The following is a 19,108-nucleotide window of genomic DNA, read 5'->3' as shown; positions in this document are numbered from 1 at the left end:
CGAACATTGAAATCAAAGCTAATACTGTACTGCCTGCTTCAATTGCCGAAACGATAACGTTTGCCCAGTATTCAGAAATACCAAGAGCTCCCGCAATAAATGCTACCACTTCCATGAAATTCCCCTCCTTTAATTTATTACTCTCTTTTTATTTATTAGTAAGCAATCGTTTGTTGCTTACCAATTTTTTTAATTAAATCTCTGAGTGTACTAATAAGTGTTGAAGTTAAACCAAAACTTCCAAATACAGCCAATAATTGAGTTACAGTATCGCCAGCCAAAATAGCATTTACAATTAATGTAGCCCAATAGTTAGAAATACCAAGTGCTCCTACTAGATTAAAGATCATCTCCATGTTCTCACCTCCCTTCAGTGCAAAAAAAATAAATACTATCTTCTATTAATTAAAGAAACCTATTAAGAAAGAAGATAGAGTTAAGAATATTAACCAAGTAGAGAAAATAATCAACATACTTTTCTTTCTGGTTACTCCAATACATACGCTAGTTCCTAATGCAATAATGAAGTAACTCCATATACTAAATATTTCAATATTAGAAAAGAAATTCAGTAAAAATGGAGATTCTGTAAAAGGCTTTATTGTAAATCCTAAACTAGTAATAGGCATTTCAATTGTATCTTTATTGATAAAGATTAAGTTAATCATTTTCCCAATAATTAGAGGTATCTGGGCAACCATTACTATATGAAATAGTCCTTTAAATGTAACTCGAATTTGTGTTAAAAATAATATTACTTTATAAATTAAAGTGGAAATTAAAACTGTAGATACAAATTGAAATATGCCTACTAATGTAGTTCCGATAACCATGATCAGCTGACTTTTTTCATTTTGTAACTCTTTTGGAAGAGTAGAACTGATGTCGTTATTCATTAATAAATGTTGCGAAAGAAAGAAAGTTACAATTCCATATAGAACTAGAATGATAAATATATTAATTCCTAGTTTCCTTTCAGTTTTTAACTTATTAAAAAAAGTAACAGGATTGAGTAAGACTTTAATTAAACTAAGCGGGTGGGTAGTGGAGAGTAGAATAGCTTCTTTCTTTTCCATTACCTCAGAATCATTAAGCATTAAATATCCTCCTATTCATTTGTTGTTTCCTGAATAAATAGTACAATAAAAATTGAAAAAATAAACATTTTTTAGATATTATGGTCGTTTTTTGTATTTTCAGGGGTAAATTCATTAATATTAGTGACCAAAATAAAAAGACTAAATCCTTTACTTTATAAGGATTTAGTCTTTTTTTAATTTTTTCTTCTAATAAATTCATAAGTAGTTATGGAGAAGACTATAATAATTATCAAAGAAATTACCATAATATCTTTTAACTGGCCCTGATAGATAGCTATTATCAAAGGAGGTGACGCAAATAATAAAAAAATTAGTGTAGCTAGCATGAAAAATTTTTTAGTCATTTTGAGTTTCTCCTGTCATATTTAAAATTGAAATAAAGTATTCTTCTAAATTTTCACTTTCCTTAAAAATGCTCGATATATCTCTTTCCTGTTTAATAATTTTTCCTTCGTTGATTAAGACAAGTGCATCACAAAATGTTTGGGCAACTTCTAATTGATGAGTAGATAGTAAAACTGAGTTTCCCTCTAAAGTATAGTCTTTTAAAATAGATTTAATTTTTTTCATATTTACTGGATCTATTCCAGATATAAATTCATCTAAGAGTAATACACTTGGTTTATTTAATAAGCTGCCAAGTAAAGCTAGTTTTTTCTTATTACCCAATGACAAATTCTTAATTATTTTATCAACCTCTTTATCCAATTCGTAATAAGTGATGCGCCCGTTTACTTCGTCATCAGATATATCTAAATTAGTCAGCTCTATAATGAATTTAAGGTATTCACGTCCAGTTAATTCTTCATATAAATATGGGTAATCAGGTATAAAAGTAACCTCTTTTTTCATATTTTCTATACTTTTATTATTTATGAATACTTCACCTTCATCTGGAATGAGAAGGCCCATGGCAATCTTTAAAGTCGTCGTTTTTCCTGCTCCATTCTGACCAAGAAATGCTGTGATTTTCCCTTTTTCTATATTGAATGAAATATTATTTAATATTATTTTTGATTCAAAGAATTTACTAACATTTTGAAAGATTAAAGAATCACACATAACTTACCTTCTCTCTATAAATTTATTTGCTCTAAGGTGGACTTTTTAGATAGTTGATTAGAGATAATTAACAACAAGATGCCAAATGATATGAAAAGTATTATTAACACCGCACCCCACTGTATACCAAAGTAACTAAATAAACCTATAGTATCCACTAACAATAGAGCTGTAGGAACCATCAACATAGGAATAATAAAACCTACAGTAGAAAAACGAATTATATCAGCTATAATTTTTTTGTCAGCATAATCGTCTAATTGTTCAATATTGCTGTAATTAAAATGAGGTCTAATGACTCCTGGTAGAAACATTAACAAAGAAAAGAAGAAAAAACTGAACACATGCAACAAAAGAGTTAAAGTACTTAGCATTAGATTCATATGATTTATAAAGAAAAAAACAATATCGGCGGTAATTAACAATGGTAGGCTTGTAAGAGTAAAGAAATGAAATCTATATTTAAATACATCCCATAATGACTTTCCATTTAATAAATAGGTGATAACTTGTTTTCCTTCTCCGTCTAAAGAAAACATTCCGTTTAACTCTGTAAAAATTGAATATACATAAAAGTAAGTTATAAAAAACAAATAAAATGAGATGATTAAAAAATATATATCTTCACCATAGTTGAGGGTCTGTAATAGCCCTGTGATGGTTCCCCAGATTATCCAAAATAAAAAGGAGCCTAGTAAAGCTGGGAACCTGTAGCGTAGGTATTCAGTTCGATAATGGTGTTTAGCTAAAATTTCTGTATAAGATGTTCCAGGAATTAATTTTGATAAAAAACTGTTTATATATTCTATTTTTATAAAAGGGTAATATGTATTCGTCTTATTACCACTTACCTTTGATAATATAAAGATGAACACAACAAGGACTCCAAAAAACATAGCTAATTTTAATAAAGAGTTATAGTGGATGCCGTTAAATAGAATATTTGTAAACAGGTTATAAGGCATGTATGGATGTAAAAAAATCGTTGATATGGGTTTGAAAATATTAAAAACGACATCTACTCCTTCATTTATCCATTGATTATAGTTTTCATAATCAACATGATTACTTGTCAGAGGAAATTTATTGACCCAAGGAGAAATAATTTTTCCAATTAAAAATGCTAAGTAGACTGTAATTAGTCTAAGAACAATATTAGTTGCTGTTCTAAACAGAAAATTCCATTTATACTGTTGCAATTGAATATATTTGTTATGCAAAATAGAAATTAAGAGGGTTAAAAGTAAATAATTGAGTAAAGTGAGGATGATTATCCCTATAAGATATAACCAATTTACTTGAGTAACTATTCCCAGTGCTATTAAAATGGGAATGTAATAAAAAAGAAAGTCTTTAGTGTCCCATACTATAGACTCTAAATATAGAAAGATTTTGGCTTTAGATTTTCTAATTTTAAGAGTAATAATCAGCCAATCTTGATCTTTAGATTGAAGTTGCCATTTAGAGGAATTCATTCCTGAAATTAATGCAAATATTATAATTAAAAAGAACACTATAGACCACAAAACCTCATAATGATCTTGTATAGTAGATAAAAGCTTGAAGATAACACTAATAACTAAACCTTGTTTAACTTGATTATTAGTGAAGTACTCATTAAAAACTGTATATTTTAAAAGAAAGTAAGTTCCAAAAAAGATTAGAAAAAAATTAAATATATTTTGGACACAGACTAAAACCCATAAATTTTTACCAACGGATAAATTCCTAAAAACCTTAATATAATTCCACTGATTCTTCCATCGAATAATTAGTTTCCACTTCAACCACTTAATAAGCATGTTCATCACTCCCTTACTATATTGCATTACCATGTAGTAAATTATAAAACTTCTTACAACAATTTAAGATAAACAGATATTCTTGTCTATACTTTCTTCCTAACTAGGGTTTTTTTAGGCTTATTAAGACCAAATTGTTGCCTATTTAGTTGAGCAAAAAAATCCAAATACTATTATTTTACGTAAGGATTATTCGAATAATGATATTTTGATATAAAAAAATCCCATTATATGCTATGTTAAATATTGTATAGGGGGTAAAAGGAATTGAGATGGACATTTTAATCGAAACATTTGGCACCTTTTTGGAAATAATTTCTTTAACGTATTTCTTAATTGCTTTTCTAGGAATGAAAATTAGTAAAGTTAAAAAACAAATTATTGCACTTAGTTTAATAGGAACAACATTGATCTTGTTGTTGAAGTTAACTACAACCTTTGCTCCAGGGATTACATTTTTGTGTAGTTTCCTAATTTTGTTTATATTAGCTAATTTAATATTTAAGATTAGCTTTATTGCTTCTTTTATTTCAGTTGTTCTGGGGCTCTGCATACTATTATTAGGAGAACTATTATCTTTACTCTTTTTAGAAAATATGCTCGATGTTATTAAATTATTGGAAGCTGATTCTTTTGAGAAAATTTTAATAGCATTACCACATATCATTTTAATAAACTTAATAGGCTTCTTGTTTATTAGATATAATTTATCTTTTATACCCTGGGATATGGTTTATAAAGATAAAAATGATTCATTTTATAGGAAATATGGACCAAAGTACATGATCTTAACGTGTATTACAATGATATTAATTATTATTGTTGCTTTCACTATATCTTACAATTTATTTTATTTAAAACAGACAAATTCGTCTCTTTTATTTGTAACGATCGTATCTACATTTTATTTACTTTTTTTCTCGCAACTTGTATTAAAAAATGAATCTCAGAAATTAGAAAAGCTATTAGAGAAACAACATGAAGCAGAGATTAAAACATATTTCCAAGTTATAAAGTCTCAACGTCATGATTTTGTTCACCATTTGAGTACATTATATGGATTAATTGCACAGAAAAAATTTCAGGATACTGAGGAATATATAGAAGAGCTTATCGATGATGTTAGAGGGATTAACGAAATAATCCCTATCCATCACCATGCAATTTCCGCAATACTTTTAACACTACAGCAGCAAGCTCAAGGAAAGAATATTAATATGTCGATTATTGTAAAAAATTCACTTGTAAATATTCCATGTAAAGTAACTGATATTAATCGTGTACTTGGAAATTTAATATCAAACGCAATAGATGAATTATCTCGTGTAAAAGATCAAAAAAAGTGGATTGAAGTACTCATAGAATTTGAAAATTTATCTAATGAATACATATTTACTGTAACTAATAATGGAGAGATTGATGAGCAAGTAGCCTCCAAACTATTCGAAAAACAATTTACTACTAAATCAAATGACCACGAAGGTATTGGTTTAGTAACTACTAAAAGAATTATGGAAAAGTATGAAGGACTAATTTATCTAGAGACTACAAACAGTACTACTTCTTTTATTGCGAGAATTCCAGCGTTAGAAAAAAATAAAGCTATATAAAGGAGAAATAAGAGTGAGTAATTATAATGTATTAACCGTAGATGATAATGTTCAATGTATTAATATGTTAAGGAGTTTATTGACTCAATATCCATTTATCGAAAATATTTATAGTTATTCAGATCCTAGAGAAGTAATAGACTTTTTGCACACAACAAAAATTGACTTGATTTTTATGGATATAGACATGCCTTATATAAATGGCTTTAAATTGGCTGAAACCATTAAGAACCAATTCCCTCATATACTCTTGATTTTTGTAACAGGTCATACAGATTATGCTGTACATGGGTATGAATTATATCCTGTAGACTTTTTGCTAAAGCCAATAAGCCCTTTACGTCTTGAAAAATCTCTAATTCAATTTCATAACCATCATAAAAAAGGAATATTACCGATGGAAAATAGTGTCAAAGTACCCAAGAAAATTACTGTGAGAGATAAAAGTTCTATTCATTTTATTAATATACAAGAAATTAATTTCGTGGAAAAAAGAGGAAGGAAATGCATAATAAATATTAAAGAAAAAAAAGAAATAGAATGTAGTAATACGTTAAATGAGTTAGAAAAAATGCTTGTAAAACATAATTTCTTTCGCCCACATCAATCATTTTTAATTCCATTATCCAAAATTGTAGAGATTAAGCCGGACGAGTATATGAGATCCTACTTAATAGAACTTGAAAACGTAAAAGCGGAAATTAGAGTGAGCAAAAACAAATATAGTGAATTAAGAAATGCAGTTGCTGAAAACCTTTAGATTTAAAAGCTTGGTCTATTTCAAAATTCATTGTAGAATGCATAATAGTTGCAGCCAATTTACTTTTAAATATTTTTCTTAAAACAGAAGGAAAACCTTCGGTTAAAGCAAGAAGTTGTAATCTTAAAAAAGGCTATGGCCATTGGTTATATTCACAATTTCTTGAGCTAGTTTAGCTAACATATTATCCCCCTAGTTTATGGAAAAACTATAAAAAACCAGCTCGCAAATAACTGGAGCTGGTTTTTCATGTACCTTCTTCTATTAAATTAATTCAAGGGCATTTTCCCTCAAGAAACATTTTCTTTGTCGCCGGTGTATTCACGCTCCCAAAAATCGGCATTTTTTATGCCTAAAGCTTTTGGATTGAAAACCGGATCGAGCCCTGCTTTCTTTTGCTTTTCGTAGTCCTTTAACGTAATGAGCGCCGGTTTAGCAAGAATTAAAATGGCAATGACATTGAGCCAAACCATAATGCCTAAACCCGCATCCCCTAATGCCCAAGCCAGCTCTGCCGTACGCACGGATCCGTAAAAACTGGCCGCCAGGATGATGAGCTTCAAGGCGAACATGGCCGATTTACCATTCCGGTTGCGCATTAAATAGGCGATATTGGTTTCAGCAATATAATAGTAGGCCATGATCGTCGTAAAGGCGAAGAAGAAAAGGGCGATTGCAACAAAGCCAGCACCAAAACCTGGGATTACGCTATCGATTGCCGCTTGTGTATACCCTGGGCCAGGAGTTACATCTCCCAAATTATTGACGATATATGAACCATTTTCCGCTTGTGTATTATACATGCCTGTAAATAAAATCATGAAGGCCGTAGCGGAACAAACGAACAATGTGTCGATATAAACCGAGAATGCTTGAACAAGACCCTGCTTTGCGGGATGTGATACTTCAGCCGCAGCCGCCGGATGAGCTCCTGTCCCTTGGCCGGCCTCATTCGAATAAACGCCGCGTTTCACTCCCCAAGCAATCGCCATGCCAATGATCCCCCCAAATGCAGAATCCAATCCGAAGGCGCTTCTGAATATCAAAGAGATGACTCCCGGTAATTCAGTGATATTCAATAGGACGATGACAACCGATAGCAATATATAACCAAGGGCCATGAAAGGCACGATTAAGGTTGCAGCATTAGCTATCCGTTTTACACCGCCGAATATAATGAAGCCAAGTAAAAGGACGATTGCCAAACCAGTGAACACCGGTTTGATGCCAAATGCATTTTCCACCCCGGCAGCAATCGAATTGGATTGAACACCTGGCATAAGGATGGCCATGGCTATAAGGGCTGCAAATGCAAAAAGAACAGCAAACCACTTCCACCCTATCCCTTTTTCAATATAATAAGCAGGGCCTCCCCGATATTGTCCATCTTGTTTGACTTTATAAATTTGAGCTAAAGTGGATTCCACAAATGCACTGGCCGCTCCTATGAATGCGATGGCCCACATCCAGAAAACGGCACCGGGACCCCCAAAGGCGATAGCCGTCGCCACTCCTGCAATGTTACCTGTACCGACCCGACCTGAAAGGGCTATGGATAAAGCCTGGAAAGAGGAAACCCCCGCTTCCGAACTTTTGCCTTGGAACATCAAGAGGACCATTTCCTTAATATGCCTCACTTGCAGAAAACGGGTTAAAATCGAGAATAATAAACCCACTCCCAATAAAATATAAATGACTGGTGAACTCCATAAAACTCCATTTAAAGCCGTAATAAATTCAGACAATCAAGCTCCCCCTTTATATTTTGAAAATTCTAACTTATCTTTTAACGATTATATTTCATCTTGATGGATTAAACAATAGTTTTTACGTAAGGAAACCTTACATAAACATTTTTATTTTTCCACTTGCAAATACCCCGATAATCACATCCCGTATTCAAAAAAAACGCCAGCGATTCCGCCGGCGTCATGTTTTTTGAATGTAGGTCAAGATACTCTAATCGCACCCAATATTTCCCGTTCCAATTGATTGGTTCTCTCCATTTTTGTTGATTCCGTCCATCCAAAATATCCAGCCATATAATCAATCACTGCATGTTTATGCGTTTGGACTAAATCGATATCGAATAATAGTGTCCCCGTCCTGCGGAAGAAGAAATCCACTGGAGTTGCGGCCATTTCATGATCCACTGCGTATTTCAGCTGTACGAACAATTTCTTTGGTAGGCCGCTGCTCGCTCCTCCGTCTCCTTCGTTTTTGGCGATATCGAATAACACAGGTGCGTTGGACCCGTACATCGCCAATATCTCTTTGGAGTCCTTTGCAGCGAGTCCTGAGTCAACTCCCATTTGAACATGTTGCTTGATATAATCGGAGAAGTTGCTTGATCCCCCGACATCCCCTCCGGAAATCGGCATTCCTTTAGTGCTGCTGGCTGGGTAAGTTTTATTGGATTGCTGGGCAAGCTTCCCTGCCAAAAGGTCGACCGTCGTTTTGGCCATTTTTCGATAACCGGTCAATTTCCCACCTGCAATCGTGATAAGGCCAGAATCGGACTCCCATATTTCATCTTTCCTTGAAATCTCAGAAGGATCTTTCCCTTCTTCAAGAATCAACGGCCTTACCCCAGCCCAGCTGGATTCGATATCATCATCCGTAATGTTCACTTCTGGAAACATATAGTGTATGGACTTTAATAGATAGGCACGGTCTTCGGAAGTAACGGTCGGCACTGCAGGGTCACCATCATAAAAAGTATCCGTAGTCCCTACATAAGCTTTACCGGCTCTCGGGATGGCAAAAATCATCCGGCCATCAGGCGTGTCAAAATAAAGTGCCTGCTTCAACGGGAATTTCGATTGGTCGATGACCACATGAACACCTTTGGATAGCTTCAGCGTCTTCCCTTGTTTCGATTGGTCCTTCTCACGAATGGAATCCACCCACGGACCTGCTGCATTGATAACTTTGTCTGCGTATATTTCATAAGCATCACCTGAAAGCAAATCGGCAACCTGGACTCCGTTCACCTTACCGTTTTTTTCATATAACAATTTATCTACTTTTGTATAATTTATCGGTGTTGCACCTTTATCGACAGCCGCCTTCATGACTTCAATCGTAAGACGTGCATCATCTGTCCGATATTCAACATAGTAGCCTCCGCCCTTCAGTCCCTCTTTCTTGACGAGAGGCTCCCGTTTAAGTGTTTCATCCGCAGAAAGCATTTTCCTGCGTTCGGATTTTTTAACCCCCGCAAGGAAATCATATACCCGAAGTCCAATGGAGGTACTGAATTTCCCGAAGGTGCCTCCTTTATGCATCGGTAACAGCATCCATTCCGGCGTGGTCACATGCGGTCCATTCTCATAAACGATTTCTCGCTCTTTACCAACCTCGGCAACCATTTTTATTTCAAATTGCTTCAAATACCGCAAGCCGCCATGAACAAGTTTTGTCGAGCGGCTTGAAGTACCTGCAGCAAAATCCTGCATTTCAACCAAAGCCACTTTCATCCCACGGGTCGTTGCATCCAGGGCGATCCCTGCACCTGTAATTCCCCCACCAATGACAACCACATCATATTTCTCTTTTTTCAGAGTTTCGACCGTTTCTGCCCGATATATATTTGAAAACCTCATGCCTGACTCCTCCTTTAAGTATTGCATTCTATTGTTCTTTTGTATGAATTCTGCGTTTACTCGTGAATTCTGCACTTTTACTCGTGAATTCGTACTGTTTACTCGTGAATTCGGTCATTATATTCAATTGGTTCATTTGTTCGCATAGTTTATATAGATATTAATATCCCTAATCTGCCATTAAAAACAAAAAAAGAGACCATAAATGCACATTATCGAATTAACGATAACGCATTCATGGTCTCTCCTGTTCTCCGGCCGAGTTATTAACTTGATTTCATTATAGCATACTCCAGCTCATTTGAGAAAGAATACATGTTGTTTTTTATTTAAACGCCATAGCGGCATTTACGGCTTTCTTCCAGCCTTCATATAATTTTTCACTATCTTGCTCTTCCATGGATGGTTTAAAGGTTTTGTCTACCGCCCATTGCCGGGAGATTTCTTCTTGATCCTTCCAATACCCGACAGCAAGGCCGGCTAAGTATGCAGCACCTAATGCTGTAGTTTCGTTTATGGTCGGCCTCTCGACAGGCACCCGTAATAAGTCGCTTTGGAATTGCATCAGGAAGTCATTCTTGACTGCCCCGCCATCCACTCTTAATGTTTGCAGCTCGATTCCTGAATCCGCCTCCATTGCATCAAGGACATCCTTCGTTTGATACGCAAGTGATTCAAGTGTGGCACGAATGAAATGTTCTTTCGATGTGCCGCGCGTCAAACCAAAAACGGCTCCCCGCACTTCGCTGTCCCAATATGGAGTTCCAAGTCCTACAAAAGCCGGTACCACATATACTCCATCCGTACTTTCCACCCGTTTTGCATAGGTTTCGCTGTCCTTGGCATCATGAAGCATCCTTAGGCCATCGCGCAGCCATTGGATGGCGGAGCCAGCTACGAATATACTGCCTTCCAGTGCATATTCGACCTTCCCATTCAGTCCCCAGGCAAGGGTCGTCAATAGCCCGTGTTCGGAACTGACAGCCTTGGCTCCTGTATTCATGAGCATGAAACAGCCTGTTCCATACGTATTTTTAGCCATTCCTTCATTAAAGCAGGCTTGGCCGAATAATGCTGCCTGCTGATCACCGGCTGCCCCGGCGATCGGAATCGATTGGCCGAAGAAATGATATTCGATCGTACGTGCATATTCCTCAGAGGAAGGCCTTACTTCCGGCAGCATCGACTTTGGTACAGTCAATATCTCAAGCAGTTCTTCATCCCATTTCAGTTCATGGATATTATACATCAATGTCCGGGATGCATTGGAATAGTCCGTTACATGGGCCTTGCCTCCTGATAGCTTCCAGATCAGCCAAGTATCGATGGTACCGAATAACAGCTTGCCTTCATCCGCCTTTTGTCGTGCCCCTTCCACATTATCGAGGATCCATTTCACTTTCGTTCCGGAAAAATAGGCATCTATCAACAATCCCGTTTTATCCCGGAATAAATCATTTAGTCCCTTTTCCTTCAAATCATCACAGATTTCACTTGTTTGCCTGGACTGCCATACAATCGCATTATAGACAGGGGCACCTGTTTCTTTATCCCAAACGACTGCCGTTTCACGCTGATTGGTGATCCCGATACCGGCAATTTGCTCTGGCTTTATACCGGATTCAGATAGTACACCGGCAATCACCGCCAGGATCGATCCCCAAATCTCATTGGCGTTATGCTCGACCCAGCCTGGTTTAGGGAAATGCTGTGTGAATTCCTTTTGGGAGGAATGGACGATTTCCCCCTTTTCATTAAATAAAATCGCCCGCGAACTTGTTGTTCCTTGATCTAATGATAAAATGTATTTTTCCATTGTGTATGCCCCTCCTTTTAATTAACTAGCGATATTTCTGCTATCCAATTCATGTGACTGTTTTTTACCAAAAGCATAGGCTAATATCAATAGTACCAGGCTTGCACCCAAAACAGACCAAAATCCTGCCGTTATTTCCCCCATAAAGAATGCTTTATAACAAACGGCACCAAGTGAACCCCCAACAATCGGTCCAACGACCGGAATCCATGAATACCCCCAATTGGAATTGCCTTTACCAGGTATCGGCAGCAAAAAGTGAGCGATGCGCGGCCCCAGGTCGCGGGCCGGGTTAATGGCGTATCCTGTCGTACCCCCAAGTGACATCCCGATCACGACAATCAATAACCCGACTGCGAATGGGTTTAGGCCCTCTGTAAAATCATTGGCACCTATAAATAATAAACCAAGAATAAGGATGAAAGTTCCAATCATCTCACTTAATAGATTTGAAAATGTGTGCGGGATCGCAGGCGAAGTCGCGAACACACCAAGCTTCGCTCCTGGATCATCCGTAGCTTTCCAGTGTGGCAAATAGTGCAGGAATACTAGAGTTGCGCCAAGGATCGCGCCAATCATTTGGGCAACGATATAACCGGGCACATCACTCCAAGGAAATTCTCCAATAACGGCAAACCCTAATGTGACCGCCGGGTTTAAATGCGCCCCGCTTATGGACCCCACTGCAAAAACACCCATGGTAACAGCCAATCCCCACGCAATCGTGATAACGATCCAGCCGGCATCTTTTGCATAGGAGCCCTTTAAGGATGAACCAGCACCAATACCTGCCCCGAATAAAACCAATATCATCGTACCTAACACTTCTCCCCAAAATGGAGTCATGATTAACGCCTCCCCTGATAAATTTTTAAACCTTACCAACAAATAAAAGGAGATTCGCAGCAGAACTATCTTCATAAAAAAATTATGAATAGATCTGTTGTGAATCTCCTAGTCTCCGTCACATTTATTAACTTGTACTGTAAAATATACTAGGTTATGAAAACGCTGTCAATATTTTGTGAAAAAAATTAATCTATTTTTCTGTAATTTTTTTCAATTTCCCCCTATTAGACGATATCCCATAATTCAGTTTTTGAAGTGGTGATTGACGACGCCCCGGCATCAAGGGCATTCAGGACTTCATCCGAAGTACGTATGAGGCCACCTGCAAAAATCGGTGTCTGCAACCGTTCCTTCACTTCTTTTATCATCCATGGCATAGCGCCCGGCAGTACTTCGATATAATCCGGCTTGGTTTTCTGCACCAGCTTATAACTTTTCTCAAGCGCATGTGAGTCTATTAAAAAGATTCGCTGGATGGCAATGACCCCCTTTTGCTTCGCCTTCAATATAACGTTTGATTTGGTAGAAATCAGCCCATAGGGATTATATTCCTGACAAATGAATTCTGTCGCGTACTCATCGCTTCTTATGCCATGGATCAAATCGACATGATAGATCATTTTCTTATTATGCTGCTTTGCCATCATGCTTACATTTTTCAATTGTGATATATGCAAATCAAGAAACACACCTATTTCATAGGAACTTTCTAGAAATCTTTCAAAATCCTTCATGCTTGCCGAAGCAGGCAAAATCTTTTGATCCATTATTATCCTCCTCATTCCCAGAAAAACTCAAAACTTCAAGTCATTTAGTATATTTTAAAGAGCTTGATTTATCAAACACATTTTTTTCATGAACAATGTCATCTTAACACTAACATAACTGGCACACTCTTTATAGATTGCAGCTAAGGATGTATGTAAAATATCCCCTTAAATCATAAAGAAAGTTTCATTTTCAAAGCACCTTCGACGAGTTCATACGATTTAATTGTGCCAATGGGAATTTTTCTCACGATGCTCCACGCATTAGCATTCATTTTGATCGCTCTTTTTTCATATTCAAAAAATGGCGGTCTGTTAAATATCCTTTGGTTGATGAAATTACTGTCAATTGGTTCCATTCCCACTAATTCAAACGTAATCGTTCTTCCTTCCACATGAACCGGTTTTAATGTAATCCGGAAAGCTACGTCTTTCTTAAACATCATTTTCTTCACTTCCATCGTTCCGGAAAGCACAATATGCTTTGGTGTAATCTCGACTTTAATTTCCTGGCCAGATGATTTCATTTTTATGATTCTCTCTATCATGGCTTCAGTTACCGTTATCGGTATGCCACTTTTGAATGGACTCATCCTTGCATTCCCCCCACTCAAAGCATATGCCGGATTCCCTGATGCGGTTAATACTTCAGCCCGAATCAATAAACGGTATATTCTAAATATTCCAGCTCCAGCCCTTGACCTTCATAAAAACTACCTGTATAGTCATAGTTAATTTAATAGACAACTCTTATCCAGAGAGGTGGAGGGACTGGCCCTTTGATGCCTCAGCAACAGACTGATCTTGTACTGTGCTAATTCCAGAAGTGTAAAATCTTGAAGATAAGAAGAGTATATAGCTTTGTTGCCAACACCTCTTCTTATTTTTAAGAAGAGGTTTTTTATTTTTAAAAGGAAAGAAGGAATGCAACATGTCCATCACATTAACGAAAGCACCATTCAGGGCGGACCACGTCGGAAGTTTATTAAGACCAGAACGTTTACATATTGCCAGGAAACAATTTAGGGATGGTACCCTTTCGGCAGAGCGGCTTCGTGAAGTTGAAACCGAAGAAATCAAACGGATTGTCGATAAACAAATTGAAGTTGGATTAGAGGCCGTTACGGACGGTGAGTTCAGGCGAACATGGTGGCACTTTGACTTCCTCGAACATTTAAATGGCATCGAGGGATATGTTACTGAAAAAGGCCTCACATTCGATGGTGTGGAAACTGAGAGATATAATGTCCGCAATACCGGGAAGGTTTCATTCAACCCTGAACATCCCTTCATTCGTGATTTCATTGAATTGGACCAAATCGTGAACGGACGTGCAGTTGCCAAGCAAACCATTCCCAGTCCGAATCAATTATTTGCTGCAGGCATTCATAATGCAGACATCTACCCTGATATTGAAGAATATGCAAATGATATCATCAAAGCCTATCAGCATGCTTTGAATGCCTTTTATGAAGCAGGTGTGCGTTATCTTCAATTGGATGATGTATATATTGCCAGACTTTCAGCTCCAGATTTCCAGTTCAAAGATGGAAAATATACGAGGGAACAGTTAATTGATCTTGCACTTCGTGTCATTAATGGAGCATTGGAAGGCAAACCAGAAGACCTTGTCGTCACTACCCACCTATGTCGCGGAAACTACCAGTCGACATGGGCGTTTGAAGGAAGCTATGCCCGTATCGCCCCAACTTTATTGGCAAAAGAAAAAGTGGATGGATTCTTCTTGGAATATGATGATCAACGCTCAGGGGATTTCAAACCATTGGAATACATTCCAAATGGCGGAGCACGTGTCGTCCTGGGAGTCGTCACTTCAAAAAATGGAGAAATCGAAGACAAGGAAGCTGTTAAGGCACGCATCAAAGAAGCCTCGGAATTCGTTCCGCTCGAACAATTATGCTTAAGCCCTCAATGCGGCTTCGCCTCCACCCATCACGGCAACAAGCTAACCGAAGATCAGCAATGGGAAAAGCTGAAATTCGTCGTTGAAGCAGCAAAAGAAGTATGGGAATGATTATTTTCCGTAGGCTTTAAAACTTATTTACAGGATTCATACAACCTAATCGGCTTTAAGCGTGCCGATTAGGTTTACACTTAAAATCCGAAAGCAAACAAAAAAAGAACGGCCACCTGCACGTCCCTTTTTACTTGCAGCTATCATCATCATCATCATCATCCATTTTCTTCACAAATATATCATCCGTCACCCTATCTTCCAGCTTGTTCCTCAAGGCCAATTCCGCAGCCTTCCCATCACTAGGCGATCCGTCCGAGAAATACATAGGAAACAAGGAGAAAAACATAATATAGAATGAAAAATAGATAAATTGATACCAGATTACCGAGCTGTCCAGGATATTCTGATACACTAAGCTATATATGATCAGCATGCTGATCAAATTAAAGATAGCCCCCCCTAAATAGATCAGCGTATTCGTCAATCGATTATCATGTTTCAATCCCTTGAACTCGCAAGTCCCATTCCAAAAATAATATTTCCTCACTTCTATGTTCCGAAAGGCGAAAAGCTTATTACCACAACCGATCAAGATTTTCTTTTCTGATCCCCCAAAGATCGTAACAAAGAAAATATGCCCGCTCAAATGTATCAGTGTAACGATCGGCATGATCAAAAAAAAGGAAAATAGAAATTTAATGATATCAGAGAGACCAAACATATTTAACTACCCCACCTCACCAGAGCCATTTCTTTACCAGGATGCTACTCTGATACCCTGCCCACACTAGTTATAACTAGTAAATTTTCACAGTGGTAATATGTTGCTTTCACAAGTGATAAGAGGATAATCGTACTCCTTCTGCTTAATTTGGACTGTTTCCAACATATCGAACCCGGAAAAGTGATAGCCTTTACATCTTTATTTAGCGATTGGGGGTGCGAAGAATTTCTGCGTTGTTTTGTCCTGGCCTCAAGCCTGCATGTTTATATTCAGGGGTGAAAACCGATGTTTTGATCGGGCAGGCAATTTGCTTTTGGACATTTCCTTTTCCGTCAGGTACCTCGACAATCATTCCCCTCGCCTTCAATTGGGGGTGCTCGGCCGCTTCGGTGAAGGTCAGCACTGGTTCTGCACAGGCCTCGAAATCAGCGAATATCTTCTGCCATTCATGAAAATCCCTTTCGAGGAAAGCCAGTCGGACGGCCGTTTTAAACCTGATTCCGCTTTCTTCATCGCTTTTCATGCTCAATTCATATAATTCGGGTGCACCGATGGCTTCACATAATGCTTTTCGAAAAGGGGGCTCAATGCTTCCTACCGAAAAATAGCGTCCGTCTTTCGTTTCGTAAAAGTCATAAAAGGACCCTCCGTTCAACATCAGTTTTTCTGGTTCAAGCTCAAGGCCCCCTTGCAGACTCAAAGGTGCGGATATGGCATTCAAGGCAAAACTGCAGTCGGTCATGCTGATGTCGATGGCTTGGCCGAATCCTGTTCTTTCCCTGTGAATGACTGCAGATAATATACCGATAACAGCATGCAGCGAGCCTCCGGCAAGATCTGCTATTTGAGTTCCGTTTTTTGCCGGGCCGGCCTTTTTCGTACCGGAATAGCCTGATAGGCCTGCAATCGAAATATAATTGATATCATGTCCCGGTCGGTCTTTATAGGGACCAGTCTGGCCGAAGCCCGTGATGGAACAGTAAATCAGCTTTGGATTGATCGATTTTAATGCCCCATACCCCAGTCCGAGGCGTTCCATGACACCTGGACGGAATTGTTCAATGACGATATCGTATTCCGTCACTAGGTTTTTTACGGATTCGATTGACTCGGATTGTTTTAAATCCAGTGTGATCGACTGCTTCGATCTGTTAAGATATTGGTTCACACCCCATGAATCCTTTGCTCCCGGCCTCTCCACCTTCAAAACATCCGCTCCTAAATCCGCTAGCATCAAAGTGGCAAATGGGCCTGGCAGTAACGTTGAAAAGTCCAATACTTTTAAATGAGTCAATAAGGTCATCAGCCGTGCACCTTCCCTTTCCCTTGGAAATATTAAAAGCTTTCCCGCCGTTCTGTACATGCAATTTAGCAGAGTTTACGATTATCATATAACACCTCACTCAAGATTTGTATAAATTTCCATTCGACAAAAAATCAAAGGCTAGGAATCAGATTCCTAGCCTTTGATAATGAGCTTATACAAAACAAATAAAAGCCGGACAATTTAAAACTGAATTGTCCGGCTGCTTTACTTTAAGCTTGTTCATTCATATTTTTTGTCAAAGTCAAATTCGACTTCATCAAGTTTAACGAATTTGGTCTTTCTTACCAGTTTATAACCAAACCATAGACCAAGGAAAAGCGGGATTCCCAGGTATGCAGCTATTACACTGCCCCAATCGATATGGTCTGAGAAAAAGGCCTGGATATTTTGGGAAAGGATGACGATCATGCCAATTAAAATGGCAAAGATCGGTCCAATCGGGAACCATAATGCCTTATATGGCAGCTTCTCCAATGAATGGCCTTGAGCGATGAATGCTTTCCGGAAACGGTAATGGCTGATGGAAATGCCCAGCCAAAAGATGAATCCTGTAATTCCAATGGCATTCATTAACCAAATATACACTTTACCATCACCGAATATGGAAGCTAAAAAGGCCAGCATGCCGATGGAACATGTCAAAATCATGCCTGCAACCGGTACTCCGCGTTTATTAAGTTTTGCAAACAAACGAGGTGCTTGCCCATCCTTTGCCATTGAATATAACATACGCGTAGATGCATATAGACTAGAGTTACCTGCAGATAAGACCGCTGTTAAAATGACGGCATTCATAAGCGAAGCAGCAAAGGCCACTCCAGCTTTTTCAAAGATGAGCGTGAATGGGCTTACCATGACGTTATCACCTTGTAAACTTGGGTTCGTATAAGGGATAAGCAGTCCTATTACGAAGATTGCCAATACGTAAAAGAGCAAGATCCTCCAGAAGACACTTTTAATCGCCTTCGGTATATTCCGTGCAGGATCTTCACTTTCCCCGGCAGCCACACCGACAATTTCGGTACCTTGAAAAGAAAAGCCAGCCGCTATGAAAACGATGAAGACACCCATGAACCCACCCGGGAAAGGAGCGTCATCGACGGTGAAGTTTTTAAATCCAACTGCTTCGCCACCCATAATGCCGACGATCATTAGCAGTCCGACGATTATAAAAATAACGATCGCTGTTACTTTTATGAAGGAAAACCAGTATTCCCCTTCACCATATCCTTTAACGGATAAATAGTTCAATAGGAAAATGAGCACCAAGAATGATGAACTCCATAACAATGATGGACTATTCGGAAACCAGAATTTCATGATCATTGTCGAGGCTGCCAACTCTGCGGCTATCGTCATCGACCAATTGAACCAATATGTCCATCCCAAGGCAAAACCAAATGCTGGATCGACGAATTTAGATCCATAGGTACTGAAGGATCCGCTTGTCGGCATAAAGGCTGCCAGTTCCCCTAAGCTCGTCATCACAAAGTACACCATTGCCCCAACTAAGGCATAAGCAAGTAGCGCGCCGCCTGGCCCAGCTGTATGAATGGCTGCCCCGCTGCTGAGGAACAGCCCGGTGCCAATAGCGCCGCCAATGGAAATCATCGTTAAATGGCGGGATTTTAAACCGCGCTTTAATTCTTGTTCTTCTTGCTGTGGAGGTTGCAAGATGTCATTTTCTTGTTTTGGTATCATAATTTTT

At 38.1% G+C, this 19,108-nt stretch carries 16 protein-coding genes and 1 riboswitch; of the genes, 3 read left to right on the top strand and 13 right to left on the bottom strand.

The annotated features are described in order from the left end of the window. Positions 1-155: 155 nt before the first annotated feature. The 4 genes from ACIQYG_RS06195 to ACIQYG_RS06180 all read right to left on the bottom strand — a co-directional run bounded on the left by ACIQYG_RS06195 (position 156) and on the right by ACIQYG_RS06180 (position 3,964). Positions 156-356 (bottom strand): circular bacteriocin, circularin A/uberolysin family, encoded by a 201-nt coding sequence (locus tag ACIQYG_RS06195; RefSeq protein WP_402836290.1) that lies wholly within the window; start codon positions 354-356, stop codon positions 156-158. A gap of 45 nt (positions 357-401) precedes the next feature. Continuing rightward, on the bottom strand, positions 402-1,097 hold the full coding sequence (locus tag ACIQYG_RS06190; RefSeq protein WP_402836288.1) for a YIP1 family protein: 696 nt from the start codon (positions 1,095-1,097) through the stop codon (positions 402-404). Between the two features lie 339 nt (positions 1,098-1,436). Then, entirely contained in the window at positions 1,437-2,162 is a 726-nt protein-coding gene (locus ACIQYG_RS06185; RefSeq protein WP_402836286.1) for an ABC transporter ATP-binding protein, read from the bottom strand. Positions 2,163-2,176: 14 nt separating this feature from the next. Continuing rightward, positions 2,177-3,964, bottom strand: coding sequence for a hypothetical protein (locus ACIQYG_RS06180; protein ID WP_402836284.1), 1,788 nt, complete (start codon positions 3,962-3,964; stop codon positions 2,177-2,179). A gap of 272 nt (positions 3,965-4,236) precedes the next feature. Between ACIQYG_RS06180 and ACIQYG_RS06175 the strand changes: the two genes are divergently transcribed. Both ACIQYG_RS06175 and ACIQYG_RS06170 read left to right on the top strand, forming a co-directional pair. Further along, complete coding sequence (locus ACIQYG_RS06175) at positions 4,237-5,574, top strand: sensor histidine kinase (RefSeq protein ID WP_402836282.1); 1,338 nt, start codon at positions 4,237-4,239, stop codon at positions 5,572-5,574. Between the two features lie 13 nt (positions 5,575-5,587). After that, positions 5,588-6,334 carry a LytR/AlgR family response regulator transcription factor gene (locus ACIQYG_RS06170; RefSeq protein WP_402836281.1) on the top strand — a complete coding sequence of 249 codons (747 nt, stop codon included), beginning with the start codon at positions 5,588-5,590 and terminating at the stop codon, positions 6,332-6,334. A 290-nt stretch (positions 6,335-6,624) separates the two neighbouring features. Here the strand turns inward: ACIQYG_RS06170 and ACIQYG_RS06165 are convergent, their stop codons facing one another. The 6 genes from ACIQYG_RS06165 to ACIQYG_RS06140 form a co-directional block, all read right to left on the bottom strand. Further along, complete coding sequence (locus ACIQYG_RS06165; protein ID WP_402836279.1) at positions 6,625-8,079, bottom strand: alanine/glycine:cation symporter family protein; 1,455 nt, start codon at positions 8,077-8,079, stop codon at positions 6,625-6,627. A 204-nt stretch (positions 8,080-8,283) separates the two neighbouring features. After that, positions 8,284-9,939, bottom strand: a complete 1,656-nt coding sequence (locus ACIQYG_RS06160; protein WP_402836278.1) for a glycerol-3-phosphate dehydrogenase/oxidase — start codon at positions 9,937-9,939, stop codon at positions 8,284-8,286. A gap of 325 nt (positions 9,940-10,264) precedes the next feature. Then, complete coding sequence (gene glpK / locus ACIQYG_RS06155) at positions 10,265-11,755, bottom strand: glycerol kinase GlpK (RefSeq protein ID WP_402836276.1); 1,491 nt, start codon at positions 11,753-11,755, stop codon at positions 10,265-10,267. A gap of 21 nt (positions 11,756-11,776) precedes the next feature. Then, positions 11,777-12,601, bottom strand: a complete 825-nt coding sequence (locus ACIQYG_RS06150; RefSeq protein ID WP_402836274.1) for an MIP/aquaporin family protein — start codon at positions 12,599-12,601, stop codon at positions 11,777-11,779. A gap of 227 nt (positions 12,602-12,828) precedes the next feature. Then, positions 12,829-13,371, bottom strand: a complete 543-nt coding sequence (locus ACIQYG_RS06145; protein ID WP_061465361.1) for a glycerol-3-phosphate responsive antiterminator — start codon at positions 13,369-13,371, stop codon at positions 12,829-12,831. A gap of 173 nt (positions 13,372-13,544) precedes the next feature. Further along, positions 13,545-13,964 (bottom strand): hypothetical protein, encoded by a 420-nt coding sequence (locus tag ACIQYG_RS06140; RefSeq protein WP_402836271.1) that lies wholly within the window; start codon positions 13,962-13,964, stop codon positions 13,545-13,547. A gap of 154 nt (positions 13,965-14,118) precedes the next feature. Further along, positions 14,119-14,220: riboswitch (SAM riboswitch) on the top strand. 82 nt (positions 14,221-14,302) lie between these two features. Between ACIQYG_RS06140 and ACIQYG_RS06135 the strand changes: the two genes are divergently transcribed. Then, positions 14,303-15,406 (top strand): 5-methyltetrahydropteroyltriglutamate--homocysteine S-methyltransferase, encoded by a 1,104-nt coding sequence (locus tag ACIQYG_RS06135; protein ID WP_402836269.1) that lies wholly within the window; start codon positions 14,303-14,305, stop codon positions 15,404-15,406. Between the two features lie 130 nt (positions 15,407-15,536). On the opposite strand, the gene ACIQYG_RS06130 is transcribed toward ACIQYG_RS06135, so the two are convergent. From ACIQYG_RS06130 to ACIQYG_RS06120, 3 genes are all read right to left on the bottom strand, one after another. Continuing rightward, positions 15,537-16,070, bottom strand: coding sequence for a hypothetical protein (locus tag ACIQYG_RS06130; RefSeq protein WP_402836267.1), 534 nt, complete (start codon positions 16,068-16,070; stop codon positions 15,537-15,539). Positions 16,071-16,275: 205 nt separating this feature from the next. Continuing rightward, the gene (locus tag ACIQYG_RS06125; RefSeq protein ID WP_402836265.1) at positions 16,276-17,376 is read right to left on the bottom strand and encodes a CaiB/BaiF CoA transferase family protein; all 1,101 of its coding nucleotides are present in this window, start codon (positions 17,374-17,376) and stop codon (positions 16,276-16,278) included. Positions 17,377-17,619: 243 nt separating this feature from the next. Next, on the bottom strand, positions 17,620-19,101 hold the full coding sequence (locus ACIQYG_RS06120) for an amino acid permease (RefSeq protein WP_402836264.1): 1,482 nt from the start codon (positions 19,099-19,101) through the stop codon (positions 17,620-17,622). Positions 19,102-19,108: the final 7 nt, after the last annotated feature.

The organism is Peribacillus sp. NPDC096622, from assembly GCF_044762665.1.
GTDB classification, from domain to species: domain Bacteria; phylum Bacillota; class Bacilli; order Bacillales; family DSM-1321; genus Peribacillus; species Peribacillus frigoritolerans_B.
The sequence above is the reverse complement of the archived record's forward strand: the minus strand, read 5'-3'. Positions and strand labels throughout refer to the sequence as shown.